The 21,774-nt window shown below is 54.0% G+C and carries 24 protein-coding genes, 2 tRNA genes and 1 other RNA gene; 14 read left to right on the top strand and 13 right to left on the bottom strand.

The genetic code is table 11. The features are described 5' to 3' along the window. Positions 1-6 precede the first annotated feature (6 nt). The 3 genes from H2Z33_RS22580 to H2Z33_RS22570 form a co-directional block, all read right to left on the bottom strand. A tRNA-Ser gene (locus H2Z33_RS22580) sits at positions 7-94 on the bottom strand. Between the two features lie 137 nt (positions 95-231). Continuing rightward, positions 232-909, bottom strand: coding sequence for an isochorismatase family protein (locus H2Z33_RS22575; protein WP_003858068.1), 678 nt, complete (start codon positions 907-909; stop codon positions 232-234). A gap of 19 nt (positions 910-928) precedes the next feature. Next, entirely contained in the window at positions 929-1,789 is an 861-nt protein-coding gene (locus H2Z33_RS22570; protein ID WP_063135261.1) for a pirin family protein, read from the bottom strand. A 109-nt stretch (positions 1,790-1,898) separates the two neighbouring features. Between H2Z33_RS22570 and H2Z33_RS22565 the strand changes: the two genes are divergently transcribed. Continuing rightward, positions 1,899-2,804: a LysR family transcriptional regulator gene (locus H2Z33_RS22565; RefSeq protein ID WP_017384759.1), complete on the top strand. Its 906-nt coding sequence runs from the start codon at positions 1,899-1,901 to the stop codon at positions 2,802-2,804. Between the two features lie 120 nt (positions 2,805-2,924). Here the strand turns inward: H2Z33_RS22565 and H2Z33_RS22560 are convergent. Continuing rightward, positions 2,925-3,061, bottom strand: a non-coding RNA gene (locus tag H2Z33_RS22560) — RtT sRNA. 44 nt (positions 3,062-3,105) lie between these two features. Then, positions 3,106-3,193 (bottom strand) — tRNA-Ser (locus H2Z33_RS22555). Between the two features lie 229 nt (positions 3,194-3,422). On the opposite strand from H2Z33_RS22555, the gene ghrA reads away from it, so the two are divergent. The 4 genes from ghrA to H2Z33_RS22535 all read left to right on the top strand — a co-directional run bounded on the left by ghrA (position 3,423) and on the right by H2Z33_RS22535 (position 6,336). Next, positions 3,423-4,361, top strand: coding sequence for a glyoxylate/hydroxypyruvate reductase GhrA (ghrA, locus tag H2Z33_RS22550; RefSeq protein ID WP_017384758.1), 939 nt, complete (start codon positions 3,423-3,425; stop codon positions 4,359-4,361). An 84-nt stretch (positions 4,362-4,445) separates the two neighbouring features. After that, complete coding sequence (locus H2Z33_RS22545; protein WP_063866916.1) at positions 4,446-5,183, top strand: phosphatase; 738 nt, start codon at positions 4,446-4,448, stop codon at positions 5,181-5,183. Positions 5,184-5,202: 19 nt separating this feature from the next. Further along, complete coding sequence (locus H2Z33_RS22540; protein WP_003858059.1) at positions 5,203-5,757, top strand: molecular chaperone; 555 nt, start codon at positions 5,203-5,205, stop codon at positions 5,755-5,757. Between the two features lie 96 nt (positions 5,758-5,853). Continuing rightward, positions 5,854-6,336 (top strand): DUF1097 domain-containing protein, encoded by a 483-nt coding sequence (locus H2Z33_RS22535; RefSeq protein ID WP_072159654.1) that lies wholly within the window; start codon positions 5,854-5,856, stop codon positions 6,334-6,336. A 43-nt stretch (positions 6,337-6,379) separates the two neighbouring features. On the opposite strand, the gene csgG is transcribed toward H2Z33_RS22535, so the two are convergent. Genes csgG through csgD form a run of 4 tightly spaced genes read right to left on the bottom strand, consistent with a single transcriptional unit; the run spans position 6,380 to position 8,727 of the window. Next, the gene (gene csgG / locus H2Z33_RS22530) at positions 6,380-7,213 is read right to left on the bottom strand and encodes a curli production assembly/transport protein CsgG (protein WP_003858055.1); all 834 of its coding nucleotides are present in this window, start codon (positions 7,211-7,213) and stop codon (positions 6,380-6,382) included. 26 nt (positions 7,214-7,239) lie between these two features. Further along, positions 7,240-7,656, bottom strand: a complete 417-nt coding sequence (csgF, locus tag H2Z33_RS22525; RefSeq protein WP_003858054.1) for a curli production assembly/transport protein CsgF — start codon at positions 7,654-7,656, stop codon at positions 7,240-7,242. 26 nt (positions 7,657-7,682) lie between these two features. After that, positions 7,683-8,072 carry a curli production assembly/transport protein CsgE gene (gene csgE / locus H2Z33_RS22520; protein ID WP_058689476.1) on the bottom strand — a complete coding sequence of 130 codons (390 nt, stop codon included), beginning with the start codon at positions 8,070-8,072 and terminating at the stop codon, positions 7,683-7,685. A 4-nt stretch (positions 8,073-8,076) separates the two neighbouring features. Then, positions 8,077-8,727 (bottom strand): biofilm master transcriptional regulator CsgD, encoded by a 651-nt coding sequence (gene csgD, locus H2Z33_RS22515; protein WP_063135259.1) that lies wholly within the window; start codon positions 8,725-8,727, stop codon positions 8,077-8,079. 743 nt (positions 8,728-9,470) lie between these two features. Between csgD and csgB the strand changes: the two genes are divergently transcribed. From csgB to ymdB, 5 genes are all read left to right on the top strand, one after another. Next, the gene (gene csgB, locus H2Z33_RS22510) at positions 9,471-9,926 is read left to right on the top strand and encodes a curli minor subunit CsgB (protein ID WP_032647963.1); all 456 of its coding nucleotides are present in this window, start codon (positions 9,471-9,473) and stop codon (positions 9,924-9,926) included. A 39-nt stretch (positions 9,927-9,965) separates the two neighbouring features. Further along, entirely contained in the window at positions 9,966-10,421 is a 456-nt protein-coding gene (gene csgA, locus H2Z33_RS22505) for a curli major subunit CsgA (RefSeq protein ID WP_003858043.1), read from the top strand. Positions 10,422-10,477: 56 nt separating this feature from the next. Then, the gene (gene csgC / locus H2Z33_RS22500; RefSeq protein WP_062932050.1) at positions 10,478-10,810 is read left to right on the top strand and encodes a curli assembly chaperone CsgC; all 333 of its coding nucleotides are present in this window, start codon (positions 10,478-10,480) and stop codon (positions 10,808-10,810) included. Positions 10,811-10,963: 153 nt separating this feature from the next. Then, complete coding sequence (locus H2Z33_RS22495; RefSeq protein WP_017384751.1) at positions 10,964-11,284, top strand: type 1 fimbrial protein; 321 nt, start codon at positions 10,964-10,966, stop codon at positions 11,282-11,284. Between the two features lie 80 nt (positions 11,285-11,364). Then, on the top strand, positions 11,365-11,901 hold the full coding sequence (ymdB, locus tag H2Z33_RS22490) for an O-acetyl-ADP-ribose deacetylase (RefSeq protein ID WP_015570849.1): 537 nt from the start codon (positions 11,365-11,367) through the stop codon (positions 11,899-11,901). 41 nt (positions 11,902-11,942) lie between these two features. On the opposite strand, the gene mdoC is transcribed toward ymdB, so the two are convergent. Next, positions 11,943-13,082: a glucans biosynthesis protein MdoC gene (gene mdoC, locus H2Z33_RS22485; RefSeq protein WP_063135258.1), complete on the bottom strand. Its 1,140-nt coding sequence runs from the start codon at positions 13,080-13,082 to the stop codon at positions 11,943-11,945. 255 nt (positions 13,083-13,337) lie between these two features. On the opposite strand from mdoC, the gene mdoG reads away from it, so the two are divergent. From mdoG to H2Z33_RS22470, 3 genes are all read left to right on the top strand, one after another. Then, positions 13,338-14,891 (top strand): glucans biosynthesis protein MdoG, encoded by a 1,554-nt coding sequence (gene mdoG / locus H2Z33_RS22480; RefSeq protein ID WP_015570847.1) that lies wholly within the window; start codon positions 13,338-13,340, stop codon positions 14,889-14,891. Next, positions 14,884-17,412, top strand: a complete 2,529-nt coding sequence (mdoH, locus tag H2Z33_RS22475; protein WP_003858032.1) for a glucans biosynthesis glucosyltransferase MdoH — start codon at positions 14,884-14,886, stop codon at positions 17,410-17,412. Before mdoG ends, mdoH begins: the two co-directional genes overlap by 8 nt. Before the next feature lie 84 nt (positions 17,413-17,496). Beyond that, positions 17,497-17,724, top strand: coding sequence for a YceK/YidQ family lipoprotein (locus H2Z33_RS22470; RefSeq protein WP_003858030.1), 228 nt, complete (start codon positions 17,497-17,499; stop codon positions 17,722-17,724). Between the two features lie 7 nt (positions 17,725-17,731). Here the strand turns inward: H2Z33_RS22470 and H2Z33_RS22465 are convergent, their stop codons facing one another. The 3 genes from H2Z33_RS22465 to H2Z33_RS22455 all read right to left on the bottom strand — a co-directional run bounded on the left by H2Z33_RS22465 (position 17,732) and on the right by H2Z33_RS22455 (position 20,489). Then, entirely contained in the window at positions 17,732-18,106 is a 375-nt protein-coding gene (locus tag H2Z33_RS22465; RefSeq protein ID WP_015570844.1) for a MysB family protein, read from the bottom strand. Positions 18,107-18,185: 79 nt separating this feature from the next. Next, complete coding sequence (gene mdtG, locus H2Z33_RS22460; protein WP_063135257.1) at positions 18,186-19,421, bottom strand: multidrug efflux MFS transporter MdtG; 1,236 nt, start codon at positions 19,419-19,421, stop codon at positions 18,186-18,188. Between the two features lie 141 nt (positions 19,422-19,562). Then, positions 19,563-20,489, bottom strand: coding sequence for a Kdo(2)-lipid IV(A) acyltransferase (locus H2Z33_RS22455; protein WP_003858019.1), 927 nt, complete (start codon positions 20,487-20,489; stop codon positions 19,563-19,565). Between the two features lie 218 nt (positions 20,490-20,707). Between H2Z33_RS22455 and H2Z33_RS22450 the strand changes: the two genes are divergently transcribed. Then, the gene (locus H2Z33_RS22450; protein ID WP_063135256.1) at positions 20,708-21,757 is read left to right on the top strand and encodes a rhodanese-related sulfurtransferase; all 1,050 of its coding nucleotides are present in this window, start codon (positions 20,708-20,710) and stop codon (positions 21,755-21,757) included. Positions 21,758-21,774 lie beyond the last annotated feature (17 nt).

Genomic DNA, 21,774 nt, shown 5'->3' with positions numbered 1-21,774 from the left:
TAAATATGGCGGTGAGGGGGGGATTCGAACCCCCGATACGTTGCCGTATACACACTTTCCAGGCGTGCTCCTTCAGCCACTCGGACACCTCACCATATTGTTTTGCTGCCTGACCGCTTGGGGGGCAACGGGGCGCTACTATAGGGAGTTGCGCTAAAACGGTCAAGCAGATTTTCAGCATTCGTGCTTGTTCGGTTAAGCCTTAATCAGCTTATGTCGCAGCGCGCAGGATTAACGCTGCGAATCGAGCACTTCGCTATTTTTCACCACGTCCTGCGCTTTGCTGTAGCTTTCGATCAGCAGCTGGTAGGCCGGGAAGATGTGTGTGTACACCTCAGCCCATTCACCCGCATCTTCACGGTTCCACGTGCGCTGAATTTCGGAAGCAACAGCAGCCGTGTCCATCGGCACCACGCCTGCCTGCACTACGCGCGCCAGGGTGATCTCCTGCGCCATTTTGCTGTAGGTGCCGGAGGCATCAATCACCGCAAACACTTTATATCCGTCCGCCACCGCGCTGATGGACGGGAAGGCCATGCAGACGCTGGTGATCGTCCCCGCGATAATCAGCGTTTTGCGCCCGGTGGCTTTCACCGCCGCCACGAACTCCGGGTTATCCCAGGCGTTGATCTCACCCTTGCGTGCCACATACTGTGCGTGCGGCGCGTTGGCGTGGATCTCCGGGATAAGCGGGCCGTTCGGTCCCTGTGGAACCGACGCCGTGGTGATCACCGGGATCTTCGCCAGCGAGGCGATTTTTGCCAGCGCTGCTGCACGGGCGCGCAGCTCAGGCATTGGCATGTCTCCTACGGTCTGGAACAGCCCGCTCTGGTGATCGATAAGCAGCATAACGGCATCGTTTACGTCAATAACGGGACGTGCACCGTTGAAGTTTGCAGGGGTAGACATAATGCGCTCCTTATTACGTTTAGATTTGGCCAAAGCGGCCGGAGTTGAAATCGCGAATAGCCTCGGCAATTTCGGTTTTACTGTTCATCACAAACGGGCCATAGCCCACGATGGGTTCATTCAGCGGCTCCCCAGCCATCAGCAGCACTTTGGCATCGCTGCTGGCTTCGAAATGCAGTTTGTCACCGCTCTGACTCAGCACGACCAGTTGCGCCTCACCGGCAGGCGTGGTGCCGTTCACCGTCACGCTGCCTTCAACGACAACCAGCGCCGTGCTCCAGCCTTCGGGCTGATTGAGCGTCAGATGGCTACCCTGGCGCAGCGCGAGATCCCACACGTTCAGCGGTGAGAAGGTATGCGCCGGGCCGGTTACCTCTCCAAAACGGCCAGCAATCACGCGCAATGTTCCGCTGTTATCCGGCAGGGTGACCACCGGGATATCCGACTGAGTGATGCTCTGGTAGCCAGGCGTCGCCATTTTGTCTTTGGCGGGCAGGTTGACCCACAGCTGCATCATTTTCAGTTCACCGCCTTTCTGCGAAAACGCGCTGGAGTGGAACTCCTCGTGCAAAATGCCTGCGCCTGCCGTCATCCACTGCACGTCGCCTGGGCCAATAACGCCGCCTCTGCCGGTGGAATCACGGTGCTCCACTTCGCCTGAGTAGACGATGGTCACCGTTTCAAAACCGCGATGAGGGTGCTCGCCCACGCCGCGTTTCGCGCCGTCCGCCGGGAAGGTATGCGGTCCGGCGTAGTCCAGCAGCAGGAACGGGCTCAGGGGCTCGCCGTGCGTCTGGTAAGAAAACATCGAACGAACCGGAAAACCGTCACCGACCCAGTGCGGACGAGGTGCGGTATACACGCCTGTTACGTTTTTCATGATTAACTCCTGATGTCCTGTTGATGGAATTAGCTTATATTCAGGGTTAATATCCCGGTAGATAGCAAAAATGACATACACTGTTCCTTAAATGGAACAATGGAGGCGTATGCAGGATCTCAATGATTTCGTATGGTTTGTGAAGGTGGTGGAGCATGGTGGCTTTGCGGCGGCGGGTCGGGCGCTCGATCAGCCTAAGTCGAAACTGAGCCGTCGGATTGCTCAGCTGGAAGAACGCCTGGGCGTTCGGTTGATCCAACGTACCACGCGGCAGTTTGCGGTGACGGAGGTGGGGCAGACGTTCTATCAGCACTGTAAAGCCATGCTGGTGGAAGCTGAAGCTGCGGAGGAGGCGGTGGCTGCTTTACAGGCTGAGCCGCGCGGTATGGTCCGGATCACCTGTCCTGTCACCTTGCTGCACGTTCACGTGGGGCCCATGCTGGCGCGGTTTATGGCGCGCTATCCAGGGATCAACCTCCAGCTCGAAGCCACCAACCGCCGGGTCGATCTGGTGGCGGAGGGGGTGGATGTGGCGATCCGCGTTCGTCCGCGCCCGTTTGATGACAGCGATCTGGTATTAAGGGTGCTGGCGGACAGGGGGCACTGTCTGGTTGCCGGGCCGGCACTGATTGAACGGATGGGCAACCCGGCGATGCCCTCTGAACTCAGCGAGTGGCCGGGGTTAAGTATGGGGGCGGGTAAGCACCTGCATAAGTGGGAATTGAGCGGGCCAGAGGGCGCAAAGGCAGAAATTCACTTCACGCCGCGCCTGGTGACTACCGACATGCTGGCGCTGCGGGAGGCGGCGATGGCGGGCGTGGGCGTGGTACAGCTGCCCATTTTGATGGTGAAGGATCAGCTGGCTTCAGGTGAACTTGTTCGGGTGCTGAATGCCTGGGAACCCAGACGGGAAGTGATCCACGCGGTGTATCCATCCCGGCGCGGCCTGCTGCCATCGGTCAGGACGCTGGTGGATTTTCTCACCGAAGAGTATGCAAAGATGGTTGAAGACTAGCTTTTTGTAGGTCGGGTAAGCGTAGCGCCACCCGACATAAAGAACGCAGGGAGCGAATCTCCTTACGGAGAATATAAAAGAAAAAAGCCCGTACTTTCGTACGAGCTCTTGTCTTGAATATGGCGGTGAGGGGGGGATTGACTCGCTTCGCTCGCCCTTCGGGCAGCCTGTTCGATACGCTGTCAGTCTGTCCAACTGGCTGCGCCAGTTGTCGAACCCCGGTCGGGGGTTCTCATCCCCCCAAAGGCGTGCAACATGCGAAAAAAAAGCCCGCATTTTCATGCGAGCTCTTCTTCAAATATGGCGGTGAGGGGGGGATTCGAACCCCCGATACGTTGCCGTATACACACTTTCCAGGCGTGCTCCTTCAGCCACTCGGACACCTCACCATATTGTCATCCCGTTGTTGTCGGGACGGGCGCTAATGTAAGGAAAAGCCGTACTGCCGTCAACCCACTTTTTCAGTAATTTAGCGTGTTTAGACAAACTTCAGGCAACCTGATTCCGAAATGTGCGAAATGCGCCTCTTTTATCAGCAACGCGGTTTAGCGATAAATTTGTTATGCTGGCAAGCCAGTTGAAAATGAAAATAAAACAGCGCAATAAAAGGCAATGACTATGGATATTATCTTCTATCACCCCACTTTTGATACGGCTTACTGGATTAACGCGCTTACGGCGGCACTGCCTGGCGCACGCGTTCGCGAATGGAAACAGGGCGATAATGAACATGCCGACTACGCGCTGGTCTGGCATCCCCCGGTCGAAATGCTTCAGGGACGCCGTTTGAAGGCGGTGTTTGCTCTTGGTGCGGGTGTGGATTCCATTCTCAGTAAGCTGAAGGCACACCCTGAAATGCTGCCGGAAGATATTCCCCTGTTTCGTCTGGAAGATACCGGTATGGGGCAGCAGATGCAGGAATATGCCGTGAGCCAGGTGCTGCACTGGTTCCGACGTTTCGACGATTATCAGGCGTTTAAACAGCAATCCCACTGGGAACCGCTTCCGGATTATCAGCATGAAGATTTCACCATCGGCATCCTCGGCGCGGGTGTACTGGGTTCGAAAGTCGCCGAAGCGCTCGCGCCGTGGGGCTTCCCACTGCGCTGCTGGAGCCGGAGCCGTAAGGATTATCCAGGCGTCGAGAGCTTTGCCGGAACGGACGAACTCCCGGCGTTCCTGAAAGGGACTCGCGTCCTCATTAACCTGCTGCCGAATACGGCGGAAACGGTCGGCATTATCAATGGCACGCTCCTCAACCAGTTGGCAGAAGACAGCTACTTAATGAACCTGGCGCGCGGGGTACACGTTGTGGAAGACGATCTGCTGAAAGCGCTGGATAGCGGTAAACTGAAAGGCGCAATGCTGGATGTCTATAGCCGCGAACCGCTGCCGACAGACAGCCCGCTCTGGGCACATCCGCGCGTGGCGATGACGCCTCATATTGCGGCCGTGACGCGACCGGCGGAGGCCGTGGCGTACATCTCGCATACCATCAGCGAAATAGAGAAGGGCAACGCGGTGACCGGACAGGTCGACAGACAGCGAGGCTACTGAGAGAAACCCGGCGTTCGCCGGGTTTTTGCTAATATTCGCCGCTGATAACTGCTATCCTTTGGAAAAACCGCAGAGGAGAGAAAGATGTATCCCGTTGACCTGCATATGCACACCGTCGCCAGTACCCACGCTTACAGTAACCTCCATGATTATATCGCTCAGGCGAAGCTGAAAGGCATTAAACTGTTTGCGATAACCGATCACGGTCCGGATATGGCGGATGCGCCGCACTACTGGCATTTTGTGAATATGCGTATCTGGCCACGCCTGGTGGACGGTATCGGGATACTGCGCGGCATCGAAGCGAACATCAAAAATACTGACGGTGAGATTGACTGCACCGGCCCGATGCTGTCCTCGTTAGATCTGATCCTCGCCGGCTTCCACGAGCCGGTCTTTGCGCCCCAGGATAAAGAGACTAACACCGCAGCGATGATTGCCACTATTGCCAGCGGCAACGTGCACATTATCAGCCACCCGGGAAATCCGAAATACCCGATTGATATTCAGGCCGTGGCGCAGGCGGCAGCGAAGCACCGCGTGGCGCTGGAGATTAACAACTCCTCCTTTGTTCACTCGCGTAAGGGCAGTGAAGCCAACTGCCGCGAAGTGGCGGCGACCGTGCGTGACGCGGGCGGCATGGTGGCGCTGGGCTCTGATTCACACACGGCCTTCACGCTGGGTGATTTCAGCGAGTGCCTGAAAATATTGCGGGACGTGAATTTCCCGGAAGAACAGATCCTGAACGTCACGCCGCGTCGTATGCTCGACTTCCTTGAGTCGCGCGGCATGGCGCCGATTAATGAATTTGCCGATCTTTAATTAATAACGGAATAAAAACATGAATGAGTTTTCCATCCTTTGCCGCGTGCTGGGCACCTTATATTACCGCCAGCCGCAGGATCCGCTGCTGGTTCCGCTGTTTACCCTGATTCGTGAAGGTAAACTGGCGCAGAGCTGGCCGCTGGAACAGGATGAGTTGCTGGAACGCTTGCAAAAAAGCTGCGATATGCAGCAGATTTCAACGGATTACAACGCGCTGTTTGTGGGAGAAGAGTGTCGCGTGTCGCCGTATCGTTCTGCCTGGCAGGAAGGTGCGACCGAAGCGGAAGTTCGGGCGTTTCTTTCAGAACGGGGCATGCCGCTGACGGATATGCCTGCCGATCATATCGGTACCCTGCTGCTGGCGGCCTCCTGGATTGAAGATAATGCAGGTGATGATGAGAACGAGGCGATTGAAACCCTGTTCGAAACGTATTTGCTTCCGTGGGTTGGCACCTTCCTGGGTAAAGTTGAAGCCCATGCCACCTCGCCGTTCTGGAGAACGCTGGCTCCGCTGACGCGTGACGCTATCGCTGCCATGTGGGACGAGCTGGAAGAAGAGAACGAAGAGTGATTCGAATCACAAAAATCCTGCAACGATACATTTCAACTTGCACGTAATGTGCTTCTGATCTCATTTCTAAGGTGCGCATCTGCTAAGATGCGCACCATGAACATACTACTTTGTATTGCAATCACGACTGGCATCCTCTCCGGCCTCTGGGGTTGGGTGGCTGTCTCTCTCGGCTTGTTGAGCTGGGCTGGTTTTCTTGGCTGCACGGCCTATTTCGCCTGCCCGCAGGGTGGTCTCAAAGGGCTCTTCATCTCCGGCTGTACTCTGATGAGCGGTGTGATTTGGGCGCTGGTCATTATGAAAGGCAGCGCGCTGGCGCCGCATGTGGAAATCCTGGGGTACGCCATCACCGGCATTGTGGCCTTCCTGATGTGCGTTCAGGCAAAACATCTGCTGTTGTCCTTTGTGCCCGGCACGTTCATGGGTGCCTGCGCGACCTTTGCGGGGCAGGGGGACTGGAAGCTGGTGGTCCCTTCGCTCATGCTGGGATTACTGTTTGGCTACGCCATGAAGAACAGCGGCCTCTGGCTTGCGGCCCGACGCGAGAAGAGCCAGAGCGTTCCTGCGGTAAGTAAATAAAAAAAGGCGAGACGGAAATCTCGCCTTTTTTATGCGCCGCCGATTATGACTCCGGCGGCACCGACATCTCACGGTATTTCACCAGCACCGCATTACTCACGTCACTTTTATTCTGAAGATCCCACAAGCCGCGATCGATACCGTCATTAATCAGGAAAATCACGCCGGTTTCGATGGCCGACATCAGACACAGCATGACCGGCTCGTTAGAGGTATAGCCAATTTCACCCTCCAGCAGACGCTGGTAATCGATAAAGCGGAACACCCCGGCCTGCACTTCATAAGAGAGAATCGTTTTGCTGGTGGTCACGGAGGATAATATCTCACCCGTGCTCACGTTAACCACGCGCAGGTTGACGGCAATCTGATCCAGCTGATACTGCGTATCGGCCCCGATGCCAAAGTAACGCGCACCCGCGCCGCCCGATTTCACGTTACTTTCGTAGCCGATAATCGAGCCTTCCACCATGATATTGGCTGCGGTGAGAGACTGTAGCGGCATGCGGTTATTGACGCCAACGGTACCATTCTCCTGCGCGGCACGAATGATTTTTCGTTCGTTAAGCAGGTTTTGCAGCCCCTGACGTTCCAGCGGGATAAACCAGCGAGAATCTTTCAGGGCGGTGACCAGCATCGCGGTGGCGCTCTGCGGTACGGCCGTCGAGAAGTTACTGGCCGGATACGGTTTGAACTGGCCCGTCTCATCCTGAATGTTATAGACCGAGACGAATATCTTCCCGGTAGGGACCGGCAGATGCGTCAGATCCCGGTAGCTCTGGGCACGAGGCATCAGGGTGGGTTTAGCGGCTTCTTTTGGCGGGGCAGTTAAACAACCGCTTAATAAGCACACTGCAACTAAAATAAAAAAGCGCTGCATAATAATTGTCCTTATTTCGGGGTTGTTTAGAAATCAGTTGAACTGGTCTGCAAACCGGAAACCTGGATTGTCGACGTTTTACCGGTTTTTCGGTCTGTCACATTTAACTGAAGCTGCCCGTCTTTATTGGCAATATCGACGATAAAGTCGTTAGTGACCATCCGGCCGGGTTTTCCGGTATTAATGTTGGTTAATAAGCCACCTAATATTTGCGACTGGATGGCCTGAGTGAAATTATCCAGGGCCGACGGGGTCTCGATACCGAAATCATCGTCATAGCTGGGGTCTTTATAAGAGTTTTGAGCCTGAGCCTGGTTAAGCATAAAGGCTCCGTTATTCGGGTTGCCGCCAAAATTAGGGTTGCGGAACTGGAATGTCATATTTCCGGCCCAGCTCAACGGCGCAATGAGCATTAACGAAATCACTGTGTGTGCGAGACGCATTACAGCCTCCGAAATAGGTGTCGTTGCTAGAACTCATCTTTTGCTAAATCGCCTGTGCTCAAAAGGGCTTTGTCTAACTGTAGGCGGTTAATAGCGTCTTCTGTTTGTGCCAGCGCGAAAGCGACGTTCTGATCGAAGTCTCTTTTCGTTGGGAATAGAAAAGTCTGGTAAATAACGTCCTGATTAGCGGTTATTGTGATCCAGCTTCCCCACCGCGCACTGGGCCGTTCGTTGATGGTTAAGTTACCCGGATAATCGCTTTCCCACTTATCGCTGAAGGCACGATAAAAATCGTGTCCGACAGAGGTGACGGTGTGGTCGGTCAACAGTCCGGGAACTTCCACCTCAACAGCCTGAAGGTTTCCGGCAGCAAGCATAATGCCTGCGGCGGCAATCCAACTTAGGGTGCGTTTCATGCTATTAACGCCTGAGGTTATCGTTTGCCCACGACACCGCCTGCGTGCGATTTTTAACAGCTATCTTTTTGAAAAGATTATAAAGATGCGTCTTAACCGTATTTTCGCTGATAAATAACGAACGGGCGATTTCAATATTTGAAGCACCAATACGCAGTTTGTTCAGGATCTCTTTCTCACGGTGCGTCAGAAGTGCAGATTCTGAACTGTTATAGCGATAATTTCCGGAGTGGGTAATGAGGTAGCTGGCCAGTTTTTGCGAGAAATAACACTCCCCCCGCAATATGCCCTGCAAACCCTCCACGACACGGTTTTCTTCTTCAGTGACGTAAAACACGCCGTTAATATGCGGCCAGCTCTCAATATCGCGGAAAGGATACTCATCAGGCGTATTTAATAACAATACGCGGATATTATTGTTTTTCCTGCTTAAATTATCCTGCCAGTAATGGATCAGTTTTTTATCCGCTTCCATCATATCGAGAAGAATGATGCTGCCAGGAGCGATATCATCAAAAGAACGTTGAATATTATGCAGTTTCCCGTTAAGCGAGAGGCATTGTTTTAAATGCTGCAATAACGCTGTCGCTTGTAAGGAAGGTTTTGTGATCAACAATAATGTATGACCGGGTAAGCTATGGACTTCATTAAACATGATGAAACCCCACGTTATTTATGACACCCGGCAGCTGCCCTCGTATTATTGAAAAGGGCACCAGAAGTACTGACAGGTGTGGCACTGCTGTGTGTAGTTAAAAAACCTTCCTCCAAAGGAGGCGGTAAAATTAAAAACAAATAACATACTGCTGTTTTCAATCTAGCTATTGCAAACTTTAAAGCAAGTGTTAATCATGTAACAGAATGTAAAATTCGATATTAAGTTGTGTATTTTGCAGGGCGAATAGATTTTAAGATAAGGGGAAAGTTGTACAGGTGTATAAACGTGCACAGATTTTGAAAGTCATACAATATATTATAACGGATTGAATTGTTGGGCTTTTAATTATTGTAAGCCAGCCGGTAAAAAGTATGAACTCAGCTAAAAAGTTAAGACTTCTCTAAGCCGGAGAATTTTCTTAAGAAAACTTGCTTCGTGTCACGCACCTGGCAAAAGACATTGCCGTGTTTGTCTGTAGAAGCCGGTACAGGTTGGACAGCCTGTCTCGCTGTTGTCCAGGCGCACAGACAAGAATTTATTTCTGCATTAGTGGTGTGTCGCGTCGTTTCAGGCGAGATTTACGACTTTGAGGTGAATGAGCATATAAAAATAAGGCACACGGGTGAGATATTAAATATGTTTCGGCAGACATACTCTTTTCCGTAACGCGGCGTTAACAAAACGAATCGCGTTAACGGGTAAAGAAATACCTATTTTATAGCCAGGTCCAGGGTGACAGCATGAAAAACAAAACGTTGTTTATGATGTTTACATTACTGGGTGCGCCTGGGTTTGTAATCGCAGGTGATTCAGATTTAGCCAGTTCTGAATATAATTTTGCGATAAATGAATTAAGTAAAGCTTCATACAATCAGGCAGCCATTATTGGTCAACAGGGTTCAGGTAATAATGCTGATGTACGCCAGGGCGGTTCTAAATTGCTGTCCATTATTTCCCAGGAGGGCGGGAATAACCGCGCGCATGTTGATCAGTCAGGGACGTATAACCTTGCTTATATCGATCAGACCGGTAACGGCAACGATGCGAGTATTAAGCAGGGCGCTTTTGGCAACACCGCCATGATTATCCAGAAAGGCTCGGGTAACAGGGCGAATATAACGCAGTATGGTACGCAGAAAACAGCAGTTGTAGTACAGAGACAGTCGCAAATGGCTATTCGCGTTATTCAACGCTAGCGATGTGTGACGCCTTAATCAATCCGATGGGGGTTTACCATGAAACTTTTCAAAGTGGCAGTTATTGCAGCAATCGTAGTTTCTGGCAGTGCTTTCGCAGGTGCGGTACCACAATTTGGCGGCGGCCACGGAGGTGGCTGGGGTGGCGGCAATAACGGCCCTGACTCAACCCTGAGCATTTACCAGTACGGCGGCGGTAACTCCGCGCTTGCTTTGCAGACGGACGCCCGAGATTCTGAATTGACCATTACCCAGCACGGTGGCGGTAACGGCGCAGATGTTGGTCAGGGCTCTGATGACAGTTCTATCGATCTGCTGCAAAAAGGCTTTGGTAACAGCGCCACCATCGACCAGTGGAATAGCAAAGACTCTGTTATCAACGTGAAACAGTTCGGCGGCGGCAACGGCGCGGCGGTAGACCAGACAGCGTCCGGCTCAACGGTGACTGTGCACCAGGTTGGCTTTGGCAACAACGCGACCGCACATCAGTACTGATTCATTTCTGTACCAAAAAACAGGGCATGTGCCCTGTTTTTTTTCGGGAGGATCTCATGAGCACCTTCATTCTCCTTGCCGCGCTTGCCAGCCAGATAACGTTCAGCACCTCACAGCAGGCAAATATGACAATCATTATTCCTCAGGTCACGCTGGCAGACGCCTGCGAATGTCAGGTTGAGGTGTTATCTGTCCGACAGGGGCAAGCGGGACAAAGTACATCGCGGCAGAAAAATACTCTTTTTATACCCGCTAATCAGCCGATTGATTTAACGCGAATCAGTTTAAATATTCGTTCAGGGGATGCGGTAAAAATAATCGTCACCGTTTCCGATGGAAAATCGCTTCATTTATCACAGCAGTGGAACGCACCGGCAAGTACGCTTTAATAATTCATGAAATCAATGATTTAATAAAGTGGCGGCGCTGCACAGGTAAGCTATGCTGATATCAAGAACCCAGTCATCGGGTTGCTTAAATTGATACGTCATAACGGAGCGTTTTTACCCCTCAAGGACGAATTTCATTGAGGAGTACAAATAATGTTCAAATCCGCAGCGTGTATTATTTCTGGTCTGGGACTGATCCTGTCCTCTTTTTTATCTCCGGCTTATTCAGCAACTATAGAAAATGGTGGGGTGATTCATTTTCGTGGCGCGGTGGTCGCTGACCCGTGCGAAGTCACGCCCCGGCATCAGCAGTTTGCGATCTCCTGTCCGGAAAATAACCGTATGAAAACGCATACCATCAGTTATGACGAGGCGCTCCGGGGCCATCATCCTCATTCAGCTCTGGCCGCTGTCAGCATGAAATACCTGAATGAACAGAAAACGCTTGCGGTCGTTCAGGTGGATTACCGCTAACCGACGTTTTATTCGCGGCAGTTTTTCTCCTTCTCCCTCTGCGATACACTGATGAAAAAGGCGGGTTGCAGAGGGTGTTTATGAGACCGCAAATCGACGTAATTCATGGCGATATCACGACGGTACACGTTGACGTGATCGTCAACGCAGCCAATTCCTCCCTGATGGGTGGGGGCGGGGTGGACGGTGCCATTCACCGGGCCGCAGGCCCTCAACTCCTTGAAGCATGCAAAACCGTGCGTCAGCAGCAGGGAGAGTGCCCGCCGGGGCATGCTGTTATTACGCTTGCGGGCGATCTCCCGGCCAAGGCGGTGATCCATACCGTTGGACCCGTCTGGCACGGTGGCGACCGCCATGAGGCTGAGATTCTGGAGCAGGCGTATCGTAACTGCCTGCGGCTTGCGGCGGATAACGGGTATAAGACCATGGCGTTCCCCGCCATTAGCACCGGGGTGTACGGTTATCCAAAGGAAGCGGCAGCTACAATCGCCGTGAATACCGTTTATCACTACCTTTCCCTCAAACCCATGCCGGAAAAAGTCATTTTTGTCTGTTTCGATGAGCACACCGCCGACCTGTATCAGCGGATTTTGACCGCGCGCAGCCAGGCATTTTGATGTCTGAAGTGCAAAAACGGCGCCCTGGAGGCGCCGTTTTGTTATCCCGCTTTAACCTGAGGTTTGCCTGAGAACAGGAAACGCAAAAGCGGGATCCGCAGATGGATTTCATACAACACGATGGCAATGCCAACTACAAAGACCAGGCCGGTGAAGAAGCCCAGCGCATTCGAGGCGATATGCGGCGTAATGTACGCCCCGAAAAACAGCGTCAGCGGATGGTGAACCAGGTAGATAAACAGCGAAGCATTAACGAAATAGGTGACGCGACTGGATTTAAAATTCAGCAGACGATGGCCAAGGGCGAACACCACGTTAACCATCCACAGGCCCATCAGCATCGTTATCACGCTCTCTGTCTCATACATCCACGCGTCCCCGCTGCCATAGCGCTGATTGAGAAGATAGGCGGCAAAGGCCAGCGCAGCACCCACCGCACACCAGGGGGAGGGGGTGGTAAACAGCGCTTTAAGCCGGGGATGAATAAATGCCAGCGCCCCAATCAGGAAGAAGGGAATGTAAAACAGGGTCTGCATCACCACGAAATTAAACAGCCCATCGCTCAGAATGGGAGGGTAGACAATGAGCAGGGTACGCCTGACGGCGGCATACGCGACCCCCAGCGCAAGAAACAGCAGCGACAGCTTGCCCAGGGTGATGTTGGCGAAGAAGGTCGAGGATGCGGTGCTCGCGCGCTGGCGCAGCTGGCTGAAGATCAACAAACTCACCGTGGTTAGCACCACCAGTACCAGCAGGAACCAGAGGTGGGAAATCAGCTCCCAGACCAGGGTGTTGTATTTCTCATAGAAGGAGAGATTCGGCCAGTTTTCCGCCTTGCCTTTAACATGCTGCAACATGATGAACTGCGGCAGCGTCAGCAGCGGAATGGCCGTCAACATCGGTATGCCCACGCGCTCCACGCGCACTTTCCACCATCGTTTGAGGGGATAACGCAAGAAGAGCATGTAAGAGAAATAACCGGAAATGACAAAAAACACCTGCATGCGGAAGGCATGGATAAAATCATTAAACAGCGTCAGCCACCAGGAGGGCATCTGGCTGTTCACGTGCCAGGTGTGGCTGGAATAGATCAGTGAAATATGAAAAGGGATCCCCAATAGCATGAGCCATGCGCGGATCGAGTCGAGGAAATATTCACGTTGTACAGGGATTGTGCTCATATAACTTTGCGCATTCTCAGACTTTTCGCCTTATCCCTAAGGCTCATAATGGTTACATTCGGAGCCAACCCTACACCAAGACCGACACCCTGTCTCCAGGATAAGCACGCAAAGTGAAAAGCGGGTTCTTTCATTTGCTTAATCCATGAGCCAGCGAGCTGAACAAAGCAGTGATAATGTTGTCGGATTGCCTGAGTTTCCATTAAAATGGATCGGATCGATATAAGCACACAAAGGGGGAAGTGCTTACTTATTATGAAACATAAACCACAAATGATGAAAATGCGTTGGTTGGGTGTAGCAGTGCTGTTGTCACTGTATACCTCATCTGCACTGGCCTTTAACATCGATGATGTCGCAAAACAGGCTAAATCGATGGCGGGCAAGAGCTACGAAGCGCCAAAAAGTAACCTGCCCTCCGTTTTCCGCGACATGAAATACGCGGACTATCAGCAGATCCAGTTCAATCACGATAAAGCGTACTGGAACAATATTAAAACCCCGTTCAAGCTTGAATTTTACCACCAGGGTATGTACTTCGACACGCCGGTTGCCATCAACGAAGTGACGGCGACCGCGGTACGCAAAATCAAGTACAGCCCGGATTATTTCAATTTTGGCGATGTGCAACACGATAAAGACACGGTAAAAGACCTCGGCTTCGCAGGCTTCAAGGTGCTTTATCCGATTAACAGCAAAGATAAAAACGACGAAATCGTCAGCATGCTTGGCGCCAGCTACTTCCGCGTGATTGGCGCGGGGCAGGTGTACGGGCTTTCTGCGCGCGGTCTGGCAATTGATACCGCGCTGCCATCAGGTGAAGAATTTCCACGTTTTCGCGAGTTCTGGATCGAACGTCCAAAACCAACCGACAAACGTCTGACAATTTATGCGCTGCTGGACTCCCCTCGTGCGACAGGCGCTTATCGCTTCGTGATCATGCCAGGGCGTGACACGGTGGTTGACGTACAGTCTAAAGTTTACCTGCGCGATAAAGTGGGCAAACTGGGCGTCGCGCCGCTGACCAGCATGTTCCTGTTCGGGCCGAACCAGCCCTCTCCGGCGACCAATTTCCGTCCTGAACTGCATGATTCCAACGGCCTCTCCATTCATGCGGGTAACGGCGAGTGGATCTGGCGTCCGCTGAACAACCCGAAACACCTCGCCGTCAGCAGCTTTGCGATGGAAAACCCGCAGGGCTTTGGTCTGCTGCAACGTGGCCGTCAGTTCTCCCGCTTTGAAGATCTGGATGACCGCTACGATCTGCGTCCAAGCGCCTGGGTTACGCCGAAAGGCGACTGGGGTAAAGGCAAGGTTGAGCTGGTTGAAATTCCAACTAACGATGAAACCAACGATAACATTGTGGCGTACTGGACACCGGATCAGCTGCCGGAAGCCGGTAAAGAGATGAACTTCAAGTATGCGATCACCTTCAGCCGTGACGAAGACAAGCTGCACGCACCGGATAACGCGTATGTGATGCAGACGCGTCGTTCGACGGGTGACGTGAAGCAGTCCAACCTGATTCGTCAGCCGGATGGCACGCTGGCATTTATCGTGGACTTCACCGGGCAGGATATGAAAAAACTGGCCCCGGATACTGCCGTGACGGCACAGGCCAGCATTGGCGATAACGGTGAAATCGTTGAGAACGCCGTGCGTTACAACCCGGTCACCAAAGGGTGGCGTTTGACCCTGCGCGTGAAGGTGAAAGATCCGAAACAGACCACTGAAATGCGCGCCGCGCTGGTCAGTAACGATAAGCCGCTGAGTGAAACCTGGAGCTATCAGCTACCTGCCAATGAATAATACATCTGAATATATTGATGCCATGCCGCTGACGGACATTGAAAAAGCGGCACTCCCTGCGAGCGACATCCGCGCGGTTCACACCGCGCTGGATGGTGAACATCGTCACTTTTCCCGTGATGATGATACGCCGCTGGGGTCAGTGAAGGCACGTCTGGAGCAGGCATGGCCGGACTCGCTGGCAGAAGGGCAGCTAATCAAGGATGACGAAGGGCGTGACCAGCTACAGGCGATGCCGAAGGCCACGCGTTCCTCCATGTTCCCCGATCCGTGGCGCACCAACCCGGTGGGCCGCTTCTGGGATCGCCTGCGTGGGCGTGACGTGACGCCGCGCTATCTGTCACGTCTGACCAAAGAACAGCAGGCATCCGAGCAGAAATGGCGTACCGTGGGAACGATTCGTCGTTACATTCTGCTGCTGCTGACGCTGGCGCAGACGGTTGTCGCCACCTGGTACATGAAAACCATTCTGCCGTACCAGGGCTGGGCGTTGATTAACCCTGCTGACATGATTGGCCAGGATATCTGGGTCTCCTTCATGCAGCTGCTGCCGTATATTTTACAGAGCGGCATTCTTCTGCTGTTCGCGGTGCTGTTCTGTTGGGTCTCCGCCGGGTTCTGGACGGCGCTGATGGGCTTCCTGCAACTGCTGATGGGGCGTGACAAATACAGCATTTCCGCGTCGACGGTCGGGGATGAGCCCCTCAATCCTGAGCACCGTACCGCGCTGATCATGCCTATCTGTAACGAAGACGTTGACCGCGTATTCGCCGGGCTGCGTGCTACCTGGGAGTCCGTGAAGGCGACCGGTAACGCGGCGCATTTCGACGTCTATATCCTGAGCGACAGCTACAATCCTGATATCTGCGTGGCGGAGCAAAAAGCCTGGATGGAGCTGATTGCCGAGGTGCAGGGCGAAGGGCAGATCTTCTACCGTCGTCGTCGTCGTCGTGTTAAGCGTAAGAGCGGAAACATCGATGACTTCTGTCGTCGCTGGGGTAACCAGTACAGCTACATGGTGGTACTGGATGCAGACTCCGTGATGAGCGGCGACTGCCTGAGCGGGCTGGTCCGTCTGATGGAAGCCAACCCGAACGCGGGAATTATTCAGTCCTCGCCAAAAGCGTCCGGTATGGACACGCTGTATGCGCGCTGCCAGCAGTTTGCGACCCGCGTCTACGGGCCGCTGTTTACTGCCGGTCTGCACTTCTGGCAGTTGGGTGAATCCCACTACTGGGGCCACAACGCCATTATCCGCGTGAAGCCATTCATCGAGCACTGCGCCCTGGCGCCGCTGCCGGGCGAAGGGTCGTTTGCCGGGTCCATTCTGTCGCATGACTTTGTGGAAGCTGCGCTGATGCGTCGCGCAGGGTGGGGCGTCTGGATTGCCTACGATCTGCCTGGCTCGTATGAAGAGCTGCCGCCGAACCTGCTGGATGAGCTCAAACGCGACCGCCGCTGGTGTCACGGTAACCTGATGAACTTCCGCCTGTTCCTGGTGAAAGGGATGCACCCTGTTCACCGTGCGGTGTTCCTGACGGGCGTTATGTCCTATCTGTCTGCGCCGCTGTGGTTTATGTTCCTGGCGCTCTCAACCGCGTTGCAGGTTGTGCATGCTCTGACGGAGCCGCAGTATTTCCTGCAACCGCGCCAGCTGTTCCCGGTGTGGCCGCAGTGGCGTCCGGAGCTGGCGATCGCGCTGTTCGCGTCGACCATGGTGCTGCTGTTCCTGCCTAAGCTGCTCAGTATCATTCTGATCTGGTGCAAAGGTTCGAAGGAGTACGGTGGTTTCTGCCGCGTGACCCTTTCACTGCTGCTGGAAGTGCTGTTCTCGGTCCTGCTGGCGCCGGTGCGTATGCTGTTCCATACGGTGTTTGTGGTGAGCGCGTTCCTGGGATGGGAAGTGGTGTGGAATTCACCGCAGCGTGACGATGACTCTACGCCGTGGAGTGAAGCCTTTATGCGCCACGGCTCTCAGCTGCTGCTGGGCCTGGTGTGGGCCGTTGGTATGGCCTGGCTGGATCTGCGTTTCCTGTTCTGGCTGGCGCCAATCGTCTTCTCGCTGATCCTGTCGCCGTTTGTGTCGGTGATCTCCAGCCGTTCCACGGTGGGCCTGCGTACCAAACGCTGGAAGCTGTTCCTGATCCCGGAAGAGTATTCTCCGCCGCAGGTGCTGGTGGATACCGATACCTATCTGGAGCAGAACCGCAAACGCACGCTGGATGATGGCTTTATGCATGCCGTGTTTAACCCGTCATTCAACGCGCTGGCAACCGCGATGGCGACGGCGCGTCACCGCGCCAGCCAGGTGCTGGAGATCGCCCGCGATCGCCACGTTGAGCAGGCGCTGAACGAGACGCCAGAAAAGCTTAACCGCGACCGTCGTCTGGTGTTGTTGAGCGATCCGGTGACGATGGCACGGCTTCACTACCGCGTGTGGTCCTCTCCGGAGAGATACTCTTCGTGGGTGAACTACTACAAGGACGTGAAGCTCAATCCGCTGGCCCTGAAGGCGAAGTAAGTTGTTAAGTAGGGCGGGTAAGCGAAGCGCCACCCGCCAAATAAAATACCGGCTTAATCGCCGGTATTTTTTTAGAGGTCAGAAATGAAAGTAATCATTGTCGTCATGATGGCATGCCTGCTCAGCGGTTGCGGCAGCATTATCAGCCGCACCATCCCCGGGCAGGGCCACGGGAATCAGTACTACCCCGGCGTACAGTGGGATGTCCGTGATTCCGCATGGCGCTATCTCACCGTGCTCGATCTGCCGTTTTCGCTGATTTTCGACACGCTACTGCTGCCCATCGATGCCAGCCACGGCCCCTACGAGTAGCGGTGACTTATCGCTCGTCCCATTCGTCCGCTGCGGCCTGACCCTCTTCGGTATCCAGCGGCGGTTCGAGCTGAAACTCACCTTCGTCCCATTCGTGCAGCGTATTTTCTTCCAGCCACTCCTGACGTAACTCAATTTCGTCATAGTCGCCGTCGAATACCGCCTGCGCACCTTCACCACTCAGTATCGGCAGACATTCACCATCTTCACCTTCATCAGCAAAGAATTCGGCCTGCCACATAATATCACCGTCCTGTAGGACGTATTTTTGGATATTGAGTTGTTGCACGTCAGCATCTTCTTCCTCAACGCCGGGATTATCGGCGAGGAACTCTTCGCGAGCGGCATCAATTGCTTCTTCCAGCGTGGCGTACATGGTCATTGGTGTCTCCCTGTTTTTCGTGAAGGTATTCAGGGAAAGAATAGCTGATTATGTGATTTTGCAAGTATGAATGCGAAAATTAGCCGTCACGATGTTGTCTTATTCGCGCCGGGCGTAGCGCCCGGGATAAGCTGAGCCACGAATAAACGGCGTTGAACAGCACGACGCCTGCCGTCACGATAAAGACTGCCCGGAAACCGAAGCTGGCCGAAATCCCCGCGCCGACCAGCGGTCCGGTGACGTTACCCAGATCGCGAAACGACTGGTTATAACTGAAAATACGACCGGCTATCTGGTTGGTGGAGTTATAGACCAGCAGCGTCTGTACAGCCGGGAGTAGCGCACCATCCGCAGCCCCCAGCAGGAAGCGCAGGACGCCGAGCTGCCACGGAGACTGCACCAACGCCATGGGGATCAGCAGCAGGACGGAGACGATCAGGGCGCAGATCAGGATCTTTTCCGGGCCGATCCGGTCTCCCAGCTTGCCGAGCCGCGGCGCGCTCAGTAGCGCCGCCACGCCGGGAACAGAGGCGATCAGGCCGCTGATAAAGGCGATATTGCTGACGTTTCCTGCCAGGTCGCGTACGTAGAGCGTCAGTATAGGCGCGATTGAACCGGTGGCCACCTGGATAATCATGGTGGTTACAAACAGGCTCAGCACCAGCTTTGGGTTTTTCAGCGAGGCCAGCACATCCCGGGCGTGCAGCATCTCTTTTTTGGCCACGGGCGTGAAATTCTCGCGGATACAGATAAGCGTCACCAGGAAGCAGAGGAACAGCACGCTGGCGGTAATGAAGAATACCGGCCGCAGTCCGTAGTGGTCGGCCAGCAGCCCGCCCGCCAGTGGGCCCAGCAGTGCGCCGCTTACTCCGCCAGTGGATAGCGTGCCCAACGCCCAGCCGCTTTTCTGGCGCGGGATTTGGGTGGCGATCAGGGCGTTGGCGTTAGGGATAAATCCCCCGAGCAGGCCCAGAAGCGCGCGTAGTATCAGGAACTGCCAGACATTCTGCGCCACCCCCATCAGCAGCATAATGATCGCCATGCCGAGCGCGGAGCGCAGCAGCATAATTTTGCGGCCTTTGCGATCCGCCAGCCCACCCCAGAAAGGCGACGCAATGGCGGAGAACAGGAACGTAATGCTGAACACCAGGCCGGACCACATATTCAGGGCGCTATATCCGGTGACGCCGAGCTGTTCAACGTAGAGGGGCAGGAAGGGCATCACCAGGCTAAAGGCGGCGCCAGTAAGAAAACAACCCAGCCACGCAACCGTCAGGTTACGTTTCCAGTTTATGGGAGCATCTGTGGGGGACATAACTATCCGCATAATGAGGTGCAGGGCACCGTGAACAGTGAGGTAATAAGCCTGCTAATTATGCGCCCGGGGTATGATTGCCGCAATGACGGGGAGCTTTTAAAGCTAAAACAACATGCGGCCCGGAAGGCCGCACGCAGGTTAATACCGGGAAGGAACGCCCTGAGGCCGGGTTTTAAAGCGGCGATGCAACCACATGTACTGCTCCGGGGCGAGCATAATGCATTTCTCGACAACGCCGTTCATCCAGCGCGCGGTGGTTTCTGCATCAATCAGCGGTGGCGCGAGTTCCGGCTCCAGCATGATGAGCTGATAGCCTGAACCGTCTGGTTTACGGCGCGGCACAAACGGCACGATAGCCGCTTTGGACATCCGCGCCAGCATCCAGGTCCCGGTGGTCGTCGCGGCATCTTCCACCGCAAAGAACGGGACAAACACGCTGGATTGCGGGCCATAGTCATGATCCGGGGCATACCAGACCACTTCACCTGATTTCAGGGCGCGGATCATCCCTTTCAGGTCTTTGCGATCGATCATGCTTTTATTGGAGCGCATGCGTCCGTTGGTCTGGATCAAATCGATCACCGGATTATCGTTAGGACGATAAACGCCAATACCCGGGGCCTGCATGCCGAACATGCGCGCGCCAATTTCGAGCGTCAGGAAATGAACGCCAATCAGCAGGACGCCAGTCTGGTTGGCCTGAAGAGTATGCACCGGCTCCATGCCGGTCCCGGCCACTTCCGTCCAGCGCGCCATGCGCTTATCCGACCAGAACCAGGCCATACCGGTCTCCATCAGCCCCATGCCAACAGATTCGAAGTTTTTAACCACCATGTCGTGGCGCTCAGATTCACTCATCTGAGGGAAGCAAAGCTCAAGGTTACGATACGCGATCCTGGCGCGACGCTTCATAAACTGCTGAGCAATGCGGCCCAGTCCTTTACCCATGCGGAAAATGACGGGATAAGGCAACTGTACAATTAGCCACAACAAGCCAATGCCTGACCATGTTAACCAATAGCGGGGATGCAAAAGCGCGGCAGTAAATTTCGGTAACTGGGTCATGTCTGTCCTGTGTTCTAACGTCCTGAAAGGATATTGTCTCATTTTTTAAGGCATAGCCAAAATGTCTGTCATCGAAACATGAAAGAATATGCAAATGTTAAGTCTGATTAATCAGGTTGACTGAAATGTAGCGTAAATTGTGTGGATGTAAATTGTCTTTGTTTGCTATATCATGCCGACCGATTTTTAATTCTCAACGATTGCAGGACTTGTACACCATGCCAGTGTTACACAACCGCGTTTCGAATGAGATGTTGAAAGCGCGTATGTTGGCCGAAACCGAACCGCGCACAACGATCTCTTTCTATAAGTATTTCACCATCGATGATCCCCAGGCGACCCGCGATGCGCTTTACCAGGCTTTCACCGCCCTGAACGTGTTTGGTCGCGTCTATCTGGCGCGTGAGGGGATTAACGCGCAGATCAGCGTGCCGGAAAGCAAGGTCAGCGCCTTCCGCGACCTCCTTTACGGGTTTGATCCGGCGCTTAACGGCTTACGCCTGAACATTGCGCTGGATGATGACGGTAAATCATTCTGGGTGCTGCGCATGAAGGTGCGCGAGCGTATTGTGGCGGATGGCATTGACGATCCGAGCTTCAATGCCGCTAATGTGGGGGAGTACCTGAAGGCCGCTGAAGTGAACGCGATGCTCGACGATCCGGATGCGGTGTTCATTGATATGCGTAACCACTACGAATATGAAGTGGGTCACTTCGAGAATGCGATGGAAATTCCTGCCGACACCTTCCGCGAGCAACTGCCAAAAGCCGTTGAGATGATGCATGAGCATAAAGACAAAAAGATCGTTATGTACTGCACCGGGGGGATCCGCTGTGAAAAAGCCAGCGCCTGGATGAAGCACAACGGGTTTAATAAAGTCTGGCACATTGAGGGTGGGATCATTGAGTATGCCCGTCGCGCCCGTGAGCAGGGTTTACCGGTGCGTTTTATCGGTAAGAACTTTGTGTTTGACGAGCGTATGGGCGAGCGAATTTCAGAGGACGTGATCGCGCACTGCCACCAGTGTGGAACACCGTGCGATACGCATACCAACTGCAAAAACGACGGATGTCATCTGCTGTTTATTCAGTGCCCTGCATGTGCCGAGAAGTTTAATGGCTGCTGTAGCGAGCTGTGCAGTGAAGAGAGTATCTTGCCTGAAGAAGAGCAACGTCGTCGCCGTGCCGGACGCGAGAACGGGAATAAGATCTTTAATAAATCCCGGGGCCGACTGAATACCAAACTGGGTATTCCGGACCCGGAGTAAAACACTGCCCGGCGGCG

Source organism: Enterobacter sp. YSU, from assembly GCF_016082135.1.
GTDB lineage: Bacteria > Pseudomonadota > Gammaproteobacteria > Enterobacterales > Enterobacteriaceae > Enterobacter > Enterobacter hormaechei_C.
This window is presented reverse-complemented; position numbering and strand designations above follow the sequence as displayed.

Bases quoted from the DNA above. Each gene is read 5' to 3' on its own strand.
- H2Z33_RS22575 (WP_003858068.1), bottom strand. From the start codon at position 909: ATGTCTACCCCTGCAAACTTCAACGGTGCACGTCCCGTTATTGACGTA.
- H2Z33_RS22570 (WP_063135261.1), bottom strand. From the start codon at position 1,789: ATGAAAAACGTAACAGGCGTGTATACCGCACCTCGTCCGCACTGGGTC.
- H2Z33_RS22565 (WP_017384759.1), top strand. From the start codon at position 1,899: ATGCAGGATCTCAATGATTTCGTATGGTTTGTGAAGGTGGTGGAGCAT.
- ghrA (WP_017384758.1), top strand. From the start codon at position 3,423: ATGGATATTATCTTCTATCACCCCACTTTTGATACGGCTTACTGGATT.
- H2Z33_RS22545 (WP_063866916.1), top strand. From the start codon at position 4,446: ATGTATCCCGTTGACCTGCATATGCACACCGTCGCCAGTACCCACGCT.
- H2Z33_RS22540 (WP_003858059.1), top strand. From the start codon at position 5,203: ATGAATGAGTTTTCCATCCTTTGCCGCGTGCTGGGCACCTTATATTAC.
- H2Z33_RS22535 (WP_072159654.1), top strand. From the start codon at position 5,854: ATGAACATACTACTTTGTATTGCAATCACGACTGGCATCCTCTCCGGC.
- csgG (WP_003858055.1), bottom strand. From the start codon at position 7,213: ATGCAGCGCTTTTTTATTTTAGTTGCAGTGTGCTTATTAAGCGGTTGT.
- csgF (WP_003858054.1), bottom strand. From the start codon at position 7,656: ATGCGTCTCGCACACACAGTGATTTCGTTAATGCTCATTGCGCCGTTG.
- csgE (WP_058689476.1), bottom strand. From the start codon at position 8,072: ATGAAACGCACCCTAAGTTGGATTGCCGCCGCAGGCATTATGCTTGCT.
- csgD (WP_063135259.1), bottom strand. From the start codon at position 8,727: ATGTTTAATGAAGTCCATAGCTTACCCGGTCATACATTATTGTTGATC.
- csgB (WP_032647963.1), top strand. From the start codon at position 9,471: ATGAAAAACAAAACGTTGTTTATGATGTTTACATTACTGGGTGCGCCT.
- csgA (WP_003858043.1), top strand. From the start codon at position 9,966: ATGAAACTTTTCAAAGTGGCAGTTATTGCAGCAATCGTAGTTTCTGGC.
- csgC (WP_062932050.1), top strand. From the start codon at position 10,478: ATGAGCACCTTCATTCTCCTTGCCGCGCTTGCCAGCCAGATAACGTTC.
- H2Z33_RS22495 (WP_017384751.1), top strand. From the start codon at position 10,964: ATGTTCAAATCCGCAGCGTGTATTATTTCTGGTCTGGGACTGATCCTG.
- ymdB (WP_015570849.1), top strand. From the start codon at position 11,365: ATGAGACCGCAAATCGACGTAATTCATGGCGATATCACGACGGTACAC.
- mdoC (WP_063135258.1), bottom strand. From the start codon at position 13,082: ATGAGCACAATCCCTGTACAACGTGAATATTTCCTCGACTCGATCCGC.
- mdoG (WP_015570847.1), top strand. From the start codon at position 13,338: ATGAAACATAAACCACAAATGATGAAAATGCGTTGGTTGGGTGTAGCA.
- mdoH (WP_003858032.1), top strand. From the start codon at position 14,884: ATGAATAATACATCTGAATATATTGATGCCATGCCGCTGACGGACATT.
- H2Z33_RS22470 (WP_003858030.1), top strand. From the start codon at position 17,497: ATGAAAGTAATCATTGTCGTCATGATGGCATGCCTGCTCAGCGGTTGC.
- H2Z33_RS22465 (WP_015570844.1), bottom strand. From the start codon at position 18,106: ATGACCATGTACGCCACGCTGGAAGAAGCAATTGATGCCGCTCGCGAA.
- mdtG (WP_063135257.1), bottom strand. From the start codon at position 19,421: ATGTCCCCCACAGATGCTCCCATAAACTGGAAACGTAACCTGACGGTT.
- H2Z33_RS22455 (WP_003858019.1), bottom strand. From the start codon at position 20,489: ATGACCCAGTTACCGAAATTTACTGCCGCGCTTTTGCATCCCCGCTAT.
- H2Z33_RS22450 (WP_063135256.1), top strand. From the start codon at position 20,708: ATGCCAGTGTTACACAACCGCGTTTCGAATGAGATGTTGAAAGCGCGT.